This window comes from Rhizobium mongolense subsp. loessense (genome assembly GCF_900099775.1).
Lineage (GTDB): Bacteria > Pseudomonadota > Alphaproteobacteria > Rhizobiales > Rhizobiaceae > Rhizobium > Rhizobium loessense.
This window is the reverse complement of sequence record NZ_FMTM01000010.1, coordinates 55329-69397: the sequence shown is the minus strand read 5'-3', so window position 1 is coordinate 69397 and position 14069 is coordinate 55329. Positions and strand designations below refer to the sequence as shown.

13 protein-coding genes are annotated in these 14069 nt (G+C 59.9%); 10 read left to right on the top strand and 3 right to left on the bottom strand.

Features of this window, described 5'->3' with window-relative positions:
* Window positions 1-233 precede the first annotated feature (233 nt).
* Window positions 234-1154, bottom strand: coding sequence for a polyphosphate kinase 2 (gene ppk2 / locus BLP23_RS26020; protein ID WP_092587725.1), 921 nt, complete (start codon window positions 1152-1154; stop codon window positions 234-236).
* Window positions 1155-1275: 121 nt separating this feature from the next.
* Here ppk2 and BLP23_RS33350 point away from each other — a divergent pair, with 121 nt between their 5' ends.
* From BLP23_RS33350 to BLP23_RS34115, 3 genes are all read left to right on the top strand, one after another.
* Window positions 1276-1593, top strand: a complete 318-nt coding sequence (locus tag BLP23_RS33350; protein WP_139187113.1) for a hypothetical protein — start codon at window positions 1276-1278, stop codon at window positions 1591-1593.
* A complete protein-coding gene (locus BLP23_RS26010; protein ID WP_092587633.1) occupies window positions 1590-2363 on the top strand; it encodes a TIGR01458 family HAD-type hydrolase in 774 nt (257 codons plus the stop codon). Before BLP23_RS33350 ends, BLP23_RS26010 begins: the two co-directional genes overlap by 4 nt.
* Before the next feature lie 275 nt (window positions 2364-2638).
* Window positions 2639-2902, top strand: coding sequence for a hypothetical protein (locus tag BLP23_RS34115; protein ID WP_208603204.1), 264 nt, complete (start codon window positions 2639-2641; stop codon window positions 2900-2902).
* Window positions 2903-3165: 263 nt separating this feature from the next.
* Here BLP23_RS34115 and BLP23_RS26000 read toward each other — a convergent pair whose 3' ends face one another.
* Window positions 3166-3489, bottom strand: a complete 324-nt coding sequence (locus tag BLP23_RS26000) for a DUF6665 family protein (protein ID WP_092587632.1) — start codon at window positions 3487-3489, stop codon at window positions 3166-3168.
* 736 nt (window positions 3490-4225) lie between these two features.
* Window positions 4226-5284, bottom strand: coding sequence for a LacI family DNA-binding transcriptional regulator (locus BLP23_RS25990; RefSeq protein ID WP_092587631.1), 1059 nt, complete (start codon window positions 5282-5284; stop codon window positions 4226-4228).
* A gap of 261 nt (window positions 5285-5545) precedes the next feature.
* Here BLP23_RS25990 and BLP23_RS25985 point away from each other — a divergent pair, with 261 nt between their 5' ends.
* From BLP23_RS25985 to BLP23_RS25955, 7 genes are all read left to right on the top strand, one after another.
* Window positions 5546-6529 (top strand): autoinducer 2 ABC transporter substrate-binding protein, encoded by a 984-nt coding sequence (locus BLP23_RS25985; protein ID WP_092587630.1) that lies wholly within the window; start codon window positions 5546-5548, stop codon window positions 6527-6529.
* A gap of 90 nt (window positions 6530-6619) precedes the next feature.
* Window positions 6620-8131 carry a sugar ABC transporter ATP-binding protein gene (locus tag BLP23_RS25980; RefSeq protein WP_092587629.1) on the top strand — a complete coding sequence of 504 codons (1512 nt, stop codon included), beginning with the start codon at window positions 6620-6622 and terminating at the stop codon, window positions 8129-8131.
* Entirely contained in the window at window positions 8124-9125 is a 1002-nt protein-coding gene (locus BLP23_RS25975) for an ABC transporter permease (protein ID WP_074071933.1), read from the top strand. The genes BLP23_RS25980 and BLP23_RS25975 overlap by 8 nt, the downstream gene beginning before the upstream one ends.
* Complete coding sequence (locus BLP23_RS25970) at window positions 9122-10117, top strand: ABC transporter permease (protein ID WP_092587628.1); 996 nt, start codon at window positions 9122-9124, stop codon at window positions 10115-10117. The genes BLP23_RS25975 and BLP23_RS25970 overlap by 4 nt, the downstream gene beginning before the upstream one ends.
* Window positions 10118-10121: 4 nt before the next feature.
* A complete protein-coding gene (locus BLP23_RS25965) occupies window positions 10122-10970 on the top strand; it encodes a sugar phosphate isomerase/epimerase family protein (protein WP_092587627.1) in 849 nt (282 codons plus the stop codon).
* 205 nt (window positions 10971-11175) lie between these two features.
* Window positions 11176-11403, top strand: coding sequence for a hypothetical protein (locus tag BLP23_RS25960; RefSeq protein WP_092587626.1), 228 nt, complete (start codon window positions 11176-11178; stop codon window positions 11401-11403).
* A 509-nt stretch (window positions 11404-11912) separates the two neighbouring features.
* A complete protein-coding gene (locus tag BLP23_RS25955; RefSeq protein WP_407691808.1) occupies window positions 11913-13850 on the top strand; it encodes a PBP1A family penicillin-binding protein in 1938 nt (645 codons plus the stop codon).
* Window positions 13851-14069 lie beyond the last annotated feature (219 nt).

The following is a 14069-nucleotide window of genomic DNA, read 5'->3' as shown; positions in this document are numbered from 1 at the left end:
CCGAAGCAGCAGTAGGCAAATTGTGCCCGGATGTACGTGATGACCCCTGGCGACGACGACAACGCTGCCGTGTTCGTGCCGATTGTGCAGCAGGCGACACGATACCCGTCCTCTCTACGCAGACGGAAGCCTTTTTCCACAGCGTCACGTGCCCCTTGCAGGACCAGTAGACGAGCCAGCGGCCAGGACGGCTGCGCGATCCGCACAGTGTCTTTGATGCCTTTGGGCTGGCCTCAGTATTTCGGCGGCACGTAGAGCTCCGGCGGGAGGACCTTGCGTTCGTAGTCGGGGTTAAACACGCGCTCTGGGAGCGTGATGTCCTCATGTGGCACGTCTTCGTAGGGAACCTGCGTAAGCAGGTGGTCGATGCAGTTGAGGCGGGCCCGCTTCTTGTCGTTGCCCTCGACGATGTACCAGGGCGCCTCAGCGATATTCGTGCGGGCGAAGGTCTCTTCCTTTGCCTTGGTATAAGCTTCCCAGCGCACACGCGATTGCAAGTCCATCGGCGACAGCTTCCACTGCTTCAGCGGATCGTGGATGCGCATCAAAAAACGCATCTGCTGTTCCTCGTCAGTGATCGAGAACCAGTATTTGATCAGCCGGATGCCGGAGCGCACCAGCATGCGCTCGAACTCGGGCACATCGTTGAAGAATTGTTCCACCTGGTCTTCGGTCGCAAAACCCATGACGCGCTCAACGCCGGACCGGTTATACCAGGATCTGTCGAAGAGCACGATCTCTCCACCGGCCGGCAGATGTGGCACGTAACGCTGGAAATACCATTGGGTTTTCTCTCGGTCCGAAGGAGCCGGCAGCGCCACCACTCTCACAACGCGAGGGTTGAGCCTTTGCGTGATGCGCTTGATCACGCCGCCCTTGCCGGCCGAGTCGCGTCCCTCGAAGATCACGACGACCTTCTCCCTATGATAGGAGACCCAGTCCTGCAATTTGATCAGCTCGGCCTGCAGCGCCAGAAGCGCGCGGAAGTAATCGACACGCGGCATCGGGGGCGGATGCGATGTGCGATAGATCTTGCGGATTTCTTCCGACAGCGCCGGTTCGGAGAGCTCGAGTTCGTAGTCTTCGTCGAGCGTATCGGCCAATTCGGCTTCCAGCCAGTCTGGTTTATCGAGATCATCCTTTGGCGTATTCATATCTCTCTCCGATGTGCCCGGCATCATGCCACGCATTGCAATGTATTTCATGCCGATATGACGGGATTTTGAAGCCACAGTACCTCCATCTTCTCCTGCAGCATGACGGAGCGATTACAATATGCTGCCGGAGAGCTCGTGCTCTTCGAAAACCAATGCGGCTGATGAGCGCGATATAGCGGTTGATGCAGGCGTGCGTGAAAATGGGCAGCATTGCGCGCTGCGCCTTCAAAAACGGCGATCCTCGCCATTCTGTGGATTTTCCCTCGCTGCAAATATCACCGACGGCCATCGGGCGGACGCGGATTCGGCCGCGAAAGTCAGGCGGTTGAGTGAAAAGACCAGTGACTTCCCTGCAGCCCGCGGATTCGCGATGAGATTAGCGGCGAAATTCCTTAATTTGACGCCAGATGCTTCGGCGTTCATTCTGGGTCCATGATCAGCGGAGTACTTCTGGATCTCGCTGGCGTTATCTATGACGGCGAGGAAGTCATACCGGGCGCCACCGATGCTGTTGCGCGCTTGCGCGAAGCCGGCCTACTCATCCGGTTCGTGAGCAATACGACACGCTCGAATAAGCAGGCGCTCTTGAAGCGACTTGCAGAACTTGGACTTTACGCCACAAGCGATGAGCTCTTCACCCCGGCGCAAGCCGCTCGCGAGTGGCTCGATAAGCACGATCGATCGCCATATCTGTTGGTGCATCCCGATCTTGCGCTGGATTTCCACGGCCTGGCAGGAAGGCCCCACAAGGCTCTTGTTGTCGGCGACGCCGGCGATGCTTTCGATTACCAAACCTTGAATGCCGCATTTCGCGAGCTGGTCACAGGCGCGGAATTCCTGGGGCTCGCGCCAAACCGGGCTTTCCAGGATGTTGACGGCAAACTCAGTCTCGACGCGGGCGCCTTCATCGCGGCACTGGAGTTCGCAAGTCAGAGGCGTGCCATTATCCTGGGAAAGCCGGCGCCCGAATTCTTCCTGTGCGCGCTCGCCAGCATGAATTGCCCGAAGACAAAGGCCGTCATGGTGGGCGACGACGCGGAAACGGACGTCGCAGGTGCCTTGCAGGCTGGGCTTTCCAAAGCGGTGCTCGTGCGCACAGGCAAGTATCGTCGCGGCGACGACACACGATACAAGCCTTCGCCAACCGTGACGGTCGACGATATTTCTGCTGCGGCAGACTGGATCCTCGCGGCACGCAACGTTTAATGGAGGCCGTAGCGATACATCGCGGCGGCAGCCGCTTGGCGACGTCAGCTGAAGCTCCGGTATAGGGCGAGTACTGCCATTGCATGATCTCATTGACCCGGGCTCTGCGCGGTTCATGGTACGTCTTCGCGCTTGTCTGACAGGGATTTCAATCTGACCGGCGAAATTCCCACGGTTCAGTTCTGCGACAGAGCCACATTTGGCCGGTTCTGCCGCCACTGATGCAATGCCCCCAGGTCGCTTTTGCCCGGAACTTCTCATTGCGGAGCCGGTTTTTGACGGAAAGAGGCATTCTCACGACAATTAGGGCCGCTCAGTTTCTCGCCATCGTCATTTCGGCGCTCGCGCTTATCCCCTCGGGCGCGCATCTTGCCGCCCTACCCAACAAGATCGCGCTGCCGCAATCCGAATATTTCACCGTCCAAGCCATCTACGATGGCTGGGCTATTCTGGGTTTGCTCTGGGTTGCGGCGGTGGCGATCAATGCTCTGCTCGCTGTCATTGTTCGCTCGCAGAAATGGCCATTAGGCTTTCCGTAGCTGCCGCACTCTGTTTTACCCTGGTGTTTGCGATATTCTTTCTTTGGACGTTTGCTGCCAATCAGGCCACGAACAACTGGAAAACACCTCCCGAAAATTGGGCAACGCTCAGATAGCAATGGGAGTATTCTCACGCGGCAAATTCAGTGTTTGTGTTTGTAGCGCTTTGTCTCACGACGTTGTCAGTGCTTTCCTGGCGACGGACCGGTTCGCCTTGAACGAAACACGTCTTTTGCTCTCGGATAGGGGCGGGCCTGATGAGGTCATCGCCGTATGGCCCCAACCCTCGCGAGCACTTCGCCGGGAATACCATATTGTGTGACGAGGTCCCAGTTGTTGCTCAGTCCGCAGATCTCCCGCTGAATGAACAATGCCCAGACAGCCTCCGAGGCGTCATTCAGGAGGTCTTCTCGATCAGCTGTGCGACTATCGCTCTTTGTCGAGGCGGCAAGCTTTGCAAGCGCTGCCTCGACTTTACGGCCCTGGCGACCAAGTGCATCGGCCCGCTCCGAGGCAAGTTCGTATTCCAAGGGGCTGAATGCGGAATTCGGCCGATCCGAGAACGATCGTGGTGGTCTGAAACTCACGAAGTGCCTTTCCAGGTTAGGTTGGGCAAGCTTTGTCGTCAGCTTGCATGCGAGAGGGCAGCCCGGACATTCTCCTGATCAAGCCAAGCAACACGACGTGGGCCAATCGCCGACTGCCACCAGCTGACTTTGTCGGCTTCGAGCGGCGGCAGGTGAATGATACTCGCAAGCGCAAAGAGGAACAGTTATGCCCCACGGAAGTTTGGTACTTTATGAGGCGAGATCAAGAGGAGGAGACCGTGTGGATAATCTCGATTGGCGCCATTCTCATCATATGCGGCATACTCCTCCTGTGTCGGGAGGCTCTTGGCCGACGGCCTCTCAGCGACCCTCACCAATCATCCCTTAGCGGGCGGACATTGGAACCCAGGAGCCAAGGGGTTCGATTTCTAGGATTGACGAGGAACTGGCTGGGTGTGGGCATGATAGCGGCCGGAGCAGCGTTCCTATTACTGGTCGCATTCACGTAGCGCTTGCGACGGGGTCTCAGGCCACACATTTTGTGCTGGTTGGCGTGGAGTCGCCCCGCTGCATTCTAGTGCCATACGATGTTTGCCTACCACGCCCGCCAGGCCGGCAGAGTGGCCGTAAAGGTCGGAAGGATCGATGAGAGGAGCACGCCACCCAAAGGTTGCCCTCCCGCAACGTCTGTTTGTCGGTGGCGTATCGCGAGAAGTCGCAGAAATTTCAGATGGAGCGCTGCCGTGCTATCAGGCGCGCCAGAGCCCAAGACCGTTCAGTCGATGTCCTTCAATGCGTCGAGAGGGCCGGCCAGCGCCGTGCGGGGTTTGACGAGTTCCGGCCGGATCATGTGAACGGTTGGCGCGGGACGCGGCTCTTTCATGACCTCGAACGCCTTTGCCAGCATGCTCTCGATATCCTGCCTTATCATGATCACGGGAAAGGGCAGGAAAGAGGCGAAGGGATCGTAGTCGTAGCAGCCGACCACCATGTCGGAGAAGGTCTCGTGTGGATGACCCGCCATGAAACGGAGGAAACCTTCGAAGTTGATGGACGAATTCACGAAGAGAGCGCGCGGCAGCCGCCCTTCCCGCTCGTAGAAGGCTTCGAAGGCGAGGCGCGTGTTGTTTGGCGAGTAGCCCGTCGTTTGAATGCAAATGTCGGGGTCGCCTGCGAGCAGCTCGCGTTTGACGGCGCGAAAGCCTCGGATGCGCTCGTGGCTCGCATGGTCGTTGCGGCCGCCGAAGAGGTAGAGCTCTTCGGGTGCAAGGGGCTTATCTGCCGGAAATTGGCGGATGATCGCTTCTGTCAGCATCCGCCCGCCCTCGTAGTTGTCGCTGATGACGGAGGGAACCTTGCTGCCTGGAAGGTCGATGTTGATATGCTTCAGCCCTGCCTTCTCGCAGACCTCGTGTACGCCGTCTGGATCGGTCGCACCGCAGATGAAGAGCTCGTCAATCGAATAGGAAATGAGCGTCGCTGCCGTTTCGCGCTCTTCCTGGGGATCGCGGCTGGCGCTGACGACGATCGGGCACTGGCCCTTGCTGCGCACGTGCGCCTCAAAAGTTTGGGCCATAGAAGAGAAGTAGCGGTTGTCGTGGACCGGCAAAAGCAGACCGACCAGGCCGGACCGGGAACTGCGTAGCCCCTGGGCCTGACGGTTTGCAGTGTACTGGTACTTCTCTGCAAGCTCGCGGATCAGTGCGGCGGTCGCTTCCTTGATGCGCCGTTTGCGCCAGGTGCCATTCAGCACGGCACTGACTGTCGAGGGCGAGCTGCCCGACAGCACCGACAGATCGTAAATCGTCGCCTTCTTCCTCATGCCGTTCTTCATTCAAAACCCTCGGATTTCCTTAGTGCCGATTTCGAAGCGGCGAAAGGCGTTTCCGCTTGACGAAAGTATAACTCTGACCGATAGTCTTTGCACTATCGATTGTGCAAAAGAGAAATATCGATTGTGCAACGTGGTGCCGCTTGAGGAGGCGGTTTCGAAGGGAGGCGGGAATTCACATTCTCCGCCAGTTACTTGCAACGGGAGGCCGGCGGTCTTCAGCAGGCCCCTGTGCCCATCTCGAAACGATGGAGGAGGAACAAGATGAGGAAATTGCTTGTTGCCGCATTCGCGGCCTCGCTGTCGCTCGCAGCCGCTTTCGGCGCCCTTGGGCAGGAGGCCGGAAAGGTCGGTGTCGTCGTCAAGATCGGCGGCATCCCGTGGTTCAACGCGATGGAAGCCGGCATCAAGGAGAAGGGTGCCGCGCTCGGTATCGATGCCTTCATGATTGGCCCGACAAGTGCCGACCCGGCGCTGCAGGTGCGCGCCATCGAGGATCTCATCGCCCAGGGCGTCAAGGTGATCGGCGTCGTGCCCAACGATGCGAAAGTCCTGGAGCCGGTTCTCAGCAAGGCCAAGGAAAACGGCATTATTGTCATCACGCATGAATCACCCGGTCAAAAGGGCGCGGATTGGAATTTCGAACTCGCCTCGGCCAACGGATTCGGCGAAGCGCATGCCGAGCTTCTTGCAAAGAAGATGGGCGGCAAGGGCAAATATGCGGTTTTCGTCGGCTCGCTCACCGTGCCGCTGCACAATGCCTGGGCCGATGCGGCGATTGCCTATCTCAAAGAGAAATATCCGGAGATGGAAGTGGTCGGCGAGCGCTACGGCGTTGCTGAAGATGCGGACAAGAGCCGGTCAACTGCGCTCGACCTGATTTCAGCCAATCCCGACCTCAAGGGCTTCCTCGCCTTCGGCAGCCAGGGCCCGATCGGCGCCGGCCGTGCCGTGGAAGAGCGCCGCAAGGTTGGCGAGATCTTCGTACTGGGGCCATTCTCGCCGGGCCAGGGCCAGAAACTCATTAAATCCGACGCGATTTCCGGCGGCTTCATGTGGAATCCGAAACAGGCCGGCGAAGTCTTCGTGACACTCGCCGACAAGCTCATGAAGGGCGAGAAGATCAAGGCGGGTGACGAGATCGAGGGCCTTGGGAAGATCAACCCGACGGGAAATGATATTATCGTCGACCAGCTCGTGACCATCAACAAGGATACGGTCGACGAACTCGCGGCCATGGGCCTCTAAACCTTTCGAAGGCACCTCCCAGACCGCCGGGCTGGCTTCGGCTGGCTCGGTGGACTGCGAGCACCGGCGGACCACAACGGCAGGCGCGACATGGAATCTCCAACTGGCGCAGACGTCCAACGACCTCTGTTGTCGATGAAGAACATCAACATGACCTTCGGCGGTGTGCGCGCGCTCCGCGACGTCTCCTTCGAGGTGCGACCGGGCGAGGTGCATTGCCTTGCCGGCGAAAACGGCTCCGGCAAGAGTACCCTCATCAAGGTCATCACCGGGGTCTATCGGCCGCAGGCCGGTGCAGCAATCGAGTATGACGGCCAGCCCTATACGCATATGTCGCCGGTCACGGCCCAAGCCTCCGGCATACAGGTGATCTGGCAGGATCTCGCACTCTTCCCGGAAATGTCGGTGGCAGAAAACATCGCTTTCCAGACCGTGCTCGGCCATCGCCCGCGCCGCGTCAACCACAGGGCCATGCGCGAGACCGCCGAACGCGTGTTGGCGCGCCTCGGCGTTACGCTCGACGTCGATCTGCCGCTGCGCGAATACGCTGTCGCCCAGCGGCAGATCGTGGCGATCGCCCGAGCCTTGGTCGGCGAGGCAAAGGTCGTCTTCATGGACGAGCCGACGGCTTCGCTGACGCAGTCAGAAACCGACCATCTGCTTGAGATCGTCCGTAATCTTTCCGCCTCGGGCGTAGCCGTCGTCTTCGTCAGCCACCGATTGGCCGAGGTGCTGGAAATATCGGACCGTATCACCGTGCTGCGCGACGGCATGCTCGTCGGCGTCTATCCGGCCGAAGGCATGACGCAGTCGCGCATCACCGAACTTATGACCGGCAAGATTTTCGACCACGGCGTGCGCGCCCAATCGCATGATGGGGCCGCGCCCGTCATTACGGTTGAGGGGCTGACACGGCGCGGTGAGTTTCGCAACATCTCCTTCTCCGTCCGCCGCGGCGAGACGCTCGGTATCACTGGCCTGCTGGGCGCCGGCCGCACGGAACTGGCACTGACGCTCTTCGGTATGCGCCGTCCCGATCGCGGCACCATAAGGCTTGATGGCGAGCTCGTGCGCTTTTCGTCCAATCGGGACGCGATCGCAACCGGCATTGCCTATCTCTCCGAGGACCGCCTGTCCCTCGGACTCATCCAACCGCAGTCGATTGCCGACAACCTGGTGATTTCCTCCCTGCGCAAGATTCTGTCCCACGGGTTCATTTCGGAGCCTAAGAAGCACGGTCTTGCGGCACGCTGGATTGCCGATCTCGGAATAAGGATTGGGCTGCAGGAGGATGCCATTTCGACTCTCTCGGGCGGCAATCAGCAGCGTATCGCCATCGCAAAATGGTTGGCGACCGACCCTAAGCTGCTGATCCTCGACGCACCTACGGTCGGCGTCGACGTCGGCGCGCGCGCCGGAATTTTCGACATCGTCGCACGGCTTGCGCAAAGCGGGCTTTCCATCATCCTCATCTCCGACGAGGTGCCCGAGGTCTACTTCAACGCCGACCGGGTGCTCCACATGGCACAGGGGGAGATCGCCGGCGAATACGATCCGCGCGCGACGTCGCTTGAGGACTTGGAGGCCGCCGTCTATGCGTAGGCTCTTCCGCACCCATGCGACGGAGATCTGCCTGCTCGCCGTCATCGTTCTGATCGGCGCGTTTCTTTCCTTCGCGACGCCGCGTTTCTTTACGCTCGGCAATGCCTTCGATCTTTTGAACATCAGTTCCGTCAACATCATCTTCGCAGTCGGTCTGCTCGTTGTCTTAATCGCGGGGGGCATAGACATCTCATTTGCGGTCGCCGCCTCGGTCGTGCAGTACGTGACCGCCCTCATCCTCGGCCAGGTCGGCGGCGGAGGCTGGGCAAGCGGGCTGCTGATCGCCGGCGGCATCGGCACCCTGCTCGGCGCCTTCAATGCTTTCCTGATCCACCGGTTCAAGATCATCTCGATCGTCGTTACGATCGCCACCTTCAATATTTACTTCGGACTTTTGATGTTCTTCACCCGCGGCGTATCGATCTACACGCTGCCCGACTGGTGGACGGAGCGGATCATCCTCTACGAACGGGAGATGGCTGACGGCAGCTGGGCCGAAATCCGCCTGCCGGTCCTTGTCATGGCGATCTGCGTTGCGGCAACCTGGTTCCTGATCCGCCACACCACGACCGGGCGCCAGCTTTATGCCTTCGGCGACAACCCCGAGGGTGCCCGCCGCTTCGGAATCTCGATCGGCGCCATGCAGTTCATCGCCTTCGGCTGGTTGGGACTCATGGCCGGTATCGGAGGATTGATCCAGGCACACTATGCCCAGGAAGTCGTCCCAAATGCGCTCTATGGCCGCGAACTGGACGTGCTTGCCGCGGCCGTGCTCGGCGGCGCCCGCCTCGGTGGGGGCAAGGGCTCGGTGCTTGGCTGCGTGCTCGGCGTGCTGCTGATCTCGATCACCCAGAACGGCCTCAACCTGATGGGCGTTTCCCCCTTTGCGTTCAAGATGATTATCGGCGCCATCATTCTCGTCGCGATCACGCTCTCGAATTCCCGCATCGAGAAGCTGCTGCCTATTGTCAAGAACGAGCGGAGGCGCAGATGACGACGCTGGTCCGGCAGACTCGCCACCTCCTGGGATCGGAAATCGCGGGCTCGGTCGTCGCCTTCGTCTTGGTGGTCGTGGTCTTCGGCCTCGCTTCGCCACAGTTCCTGTCGCGGGCCACCTTCGGTTCTGTTGCTTTCCAGCTTCCGGAGCTCGGCCTTCTTACTCTTGCCATGCTGCTGCCGATCCTGACGGGAGGGCTCAACCTCGCAATCACCTTCACCGCCAACATCGCAGGCCTCACCGTGGCTTGGACGCTGCAGGCCAACGGTGGCGTCGACGCGGGACCAGGATCCTTCCTGCTCGGGGTGGCGCTTGCGCTTGCCGCAGGTGCGGCAAGTGGCGTCGTCATGGGTCTTGTCATTGCCTATACGAAGGCTCATCCCATCCTTGTCTCGCTGTCGATGATGATCTTCCTGCGCGGGCTTGGCGAGTTCCTGACCCGCGGCGGGGACGTGTCGGGCTTTCCGGCCTTCCTGCGGCCGTTCGGCCATGGTTCTGTGATGGGGATTCCGCTGCCACTCCTCATCTTCATCCTGTGCGTCGCACTCTGGCATGTGCTGCTTTCGCGCACGAGGCTTGGCTTCAACACCTATATGATCGGCTCCAACATCGAGGCGGCGCGCTATTCCGGCGTCAACACACGCAAGGTCATCGTCTTCGTCTATACGCTGTCGGGCGCGATGTGTGCCGTCGCCGGCATCATCATGCTGGCACGCTTCAACTCGGTGCGCGTCGGCCATGGCGAATCCTACCTGCTCATTACCGTGCTTGCCTGCTTCCTTGGCGGGGTAAATCCCTTCGGCGGCTTCGGCCGCGTGATCCCGGTCTTCGCGGCGCTTGTGGTACTCCAGCTCTTTTCGTCCGGGCTCAATCTTCTCGGCGCCAACCAGCATCTGGCGACGGCCGTGTGGGGCATCCTGCTCGTCGGTGTCATGATGCTGCGCTGGCTTGCCGGACACTTCAGAACCGTTCTGCGCAGAAAGGAATGAGACGATGCAAGGCTTCGGCGTACATACCAGCATGTGGACAATGGACTGGGACAAGGCAGGTGCCGAAAAGGCGATCGCAGCTGCGGTGTCCTACAAGATGGACTTCATCGAAATTGCGCTCCTCAACGCGCCGGCCGTCGATGCGCCACACACCCGGGCGCTTCTCGAAAAGCACAGCCTGCCGGCCGTCTGCTCGCTCGGGCTCCCCGAGCACGCCTGGGCGTCGGTGCGGCCGGAGGCGGCAATCGAGCATCTGAAGGTCGCGATCGACAAGACGGCCGACATGGGCGCATTGGCGCTCTCCGGCGTCATCTTCGGCGGCATTGGCGAGCGTACTGGCGTGCCGCCGACGCAGAAGGAATATGACAACATCGCCCGCGCGCTGACGGCCGCCGCCAAGCACGCCAAATCCCGCAACATCGAGCTCGGCGTCGAGGCAGTGAACCGCTATGAAAATCATTTGATAAATACAGGAAGGCAAGCCGTTGAGATGATCGAGCGCGTGGGCGCTGACAATATCTTTGTGCATCTCGACACCTATCACATGAACATCGAGGAGAAGGGCGCTGCCACGGGCATTCTCGATGCGCGCGAACATCTAAAATATATCCATCTTTCTGAAAGCGACCGTGGCACGCCCGGCTACGGAAACGTCCCTTGGGACGAGATATATACAGCACTTGCGGCCATTGGGTTCAAAGGCGGCCTTGCTATGGAGAGTTTCATCAACATGCCAGCGGAAGTCGCCTACGGTCTCGCAGTCTGGCGTCCTGTCGCCAGGGACGAGGCAGAGGTGATGGGCAACGGCCTGCCTTTTTTGCGCAACAAGGCGAAACAATATGGCCTGATCTGAGGCCGTAAGGCGCGCGGGCGAAGATGGCGCAGAAGGCAGAAAGGAAATGACCGGGGCGGTTGCAACCTCGACGCCGTGTTGGCCCCAGGCAATCTCCTCTAAAGGCTGAACCTCCAGAACCCGGTCCGCTGCGACCGCGCCTTGGCGCCGTCACGGCTGGCTCGACTGAACGGAAGGAACGCCCAGGGGGAGCTAGTCCTTCGCGATGAAGCCCGACGACCTGGTGGAGATGGAATTCGACGATCGAGCAGCTGCGCACGATGCGTTATGGCCATGCCGGATGCCGAAGGTGCAGATTGTCACCAGCGGAGGCGAACGCCGCTCACGCACGCTGTTGATCTGGTACTGGGTTGCCATGAAAAGGCTGGCTTCGGATGTGAGAACATTTCCCGCACCAATTTTCCAGACTGGGCCTATATTCGAAAAGACTTGAGAGAGCAGTGCCAAAGTCGTCTTTCCTCCGCAACATTGCGCGCTAATTGCTTCAAAACAACCAGCCGGTAACAAATGGCAAGCAACGCAGACAGTTCAAAACAAACCGGCAGCTCAAATCAGACTGGTGATCGCACCGCCGCCGAATCTGCGCAGCTGCTGCAGAGCGAAGGATTTCCGGCTGAAGGCGCTGAAGAAGAAACCGGGCCTCACAAGGGACCATCCGGATCTTCATCACCATTGGAACAATCCAAAGAAGCTGTGAACCCTTCCTCGCCTTTTGGTCAAAGCGCACGAGCCGTTCGTGACCTGATTGCCGCCCTCCGCCATGATCTCCGTGCGGTTTTGCAAAGCAGCCCGTTCGGGATGAGAAAGGGCATCGCAGCCGTCAAGAAAAGACAACAGACGTCTGGAACTCGAGCGCCAAATGAGAAGCGTCGGCGGGTATCTGCTGCTTTTGCATCGCTTTCTTCCAACGCGCGGTCCCGCATGGCAGCCCTTCGTGCCGGAATGACCGGCATAAAGCGGGCCGGTCCATTGAAACTGCGGTCATGGAAAGGGCTTGTCGCGCTATCTGCGTTGCTCTGCTTGCTGATCGTGGCCGGCGTTCTGACTTGGGCGTTGAAGGACGTGCCGTGGCAAGAGATTGCCGATGGTTCCATGAAGCCCGTCATTGTACTGGAAACGGCGGACGGCGAACCTCTCGTTCGGCAGGGGCCTTATCAGGGACCCTATGCAGGGTACGAACAATTCCCCCCTCCCCTCGTGGATGCAGTGCTTTCAATCGAGGACCGCCGGTTTATGGACCACCACGGCATCGACCTCAAAGGGATTGCGCGCGCGCTAATACGGAATTTTGAGGCAGGCTCGGTCGTCCAGGGGGGAAGCACGATCACACAGCAGTTGATCAAGCTGCAGTATCTCGAAAGTGACCGAACGCTGAAGCGAAAGATCCAGGAACTGGTGATCGCGTTCTGGCTTGAATGGAAGCTCGGCAAGCAGGAGATCCTGACGCGGTACCTGAATTCGGTCTACCTCGGTTCCGGCGCTACGGGAATGCCGGCAGCGGCACGGATCTACTTCAACAAGGATGTCGGTGCGCTCGATATTCCAGAATCGGCGATGCTGGCGGGTCTGTTGAAGGCTCCGAGCCAGTTGAACCCGATCGACAATTTCGAGGGTGCACGCCAACGCACGGCAACAGTGCTCGACGCGATGGCCGCCAACGGCAAGCTGACCCCGCAAGAAGCCGAGGCCGCCAAGAATGAATTCGCCGAACTGCACCCGACGACACCGACGCCGCGCTCCGGCAGCTGGTTCGCTGATTGGGTTTCGCCACAAGCGAGCGAGATCGCGGGCTCCTCTCCCGGCTCGACGACAGTGCGCACGACGTTGGTACCGCGCCTGCAGGAAATTGCCGAACGGGTGGTGAGACAGGCTCTCGATGAGGAGGGAAAGGCTCGCGGCGCATCGCAGGCGGCGCTGGTCGCCATGACGCCCGATGGTGCGGTTGTCGCAATGGTCGGCGGACACGACTACAAGACCAGCCAGTTCAACAGAGCTGTCACGGCGATGCGTCAGCCAGGCTCCACATTCAAGTTGTTCGTTTATTATGCTGCGTTGAAAAAGGGGCTTTCTCTGTCGGATCAGGTCCTCGACGGGCCGATCGAAATAAACGGATGGTCGCCCCAAAATTCCGGGGGTGGTTACCGCGGCTGGGTTTCGCTGGCGGAGGCTTTTGCTCGCTCGTTGAATGCCGCCACCGCAGCCCTTGCCCAGGAGGTGGGACTGGACAGTGTCGCCGCGGCAGCCAAGGAGCTCGGTATAAACGCGGCCCTGACGACGGCGCCTGCCTTGTCGCTTGGTGCTTCGGAGGTGAATTTGCTCGATCTGACCGGCGCCTACGCGTCGGTACGCCTTGGAAGGGCGCCCGTCGAGCCGTGGGGTATTGTTGAATTTCAAGCATCTGGCCAGCCCAGAGGCTTCCGTGTGGGTGCGCAAGTGCCGGCGTCTATCGACCTCTCTGCGTATCAGCCGGATCTTCTTGCGTTACTGCAGCTGGTCGTTGAGCGTGGGACGGGCCGCGACGCCGATCCCGGCATCTTTGCGGCCGGCAAGACAGGTACCAGTCAGGACAACCGCGACGCCTGGTTCGTCGGCTTCACGGACGCCCTGGTCGCCGGCGTCTGGGTCGGAAACGACGATGACGCGCCGATGAAAGGTGTCACAGGAGGCGCACTTCCGGCTCGCATCTGGCGGGAATTCATGCAGGCGGCGATGGCTGAGCCTGCACCGCAGATCGATCCGGATACAGGAATGATGACAAGCCAAGAGAACGCCGCACCGTCCTGCAATATCACGGCCTGCTCCCGCAGTTATCGTTCGTTCCGCGCTTCCGACTGTACCTACCAACCCTATTATGGCGCTCGGCGTCTATGCGAGAAATAGCCCAGCCTAACCGCAGAGACCTGGCAGCGCAAAGCACAAACGCAGGAACGAGGAGCTGACAGCAATATTGACCGCCTTCGAGGCTTTCTTCTTTGCCGCCGCATCGACCACAAACAACTGGCAAGTACGTGTTTCACCTTGTCTTGCTGCTGGTGAGGCTGGTCTCGAGCCGTGTTGTCGCCTTCGGATCGAACTGGCCGTGACGAACGATGGCTGGGC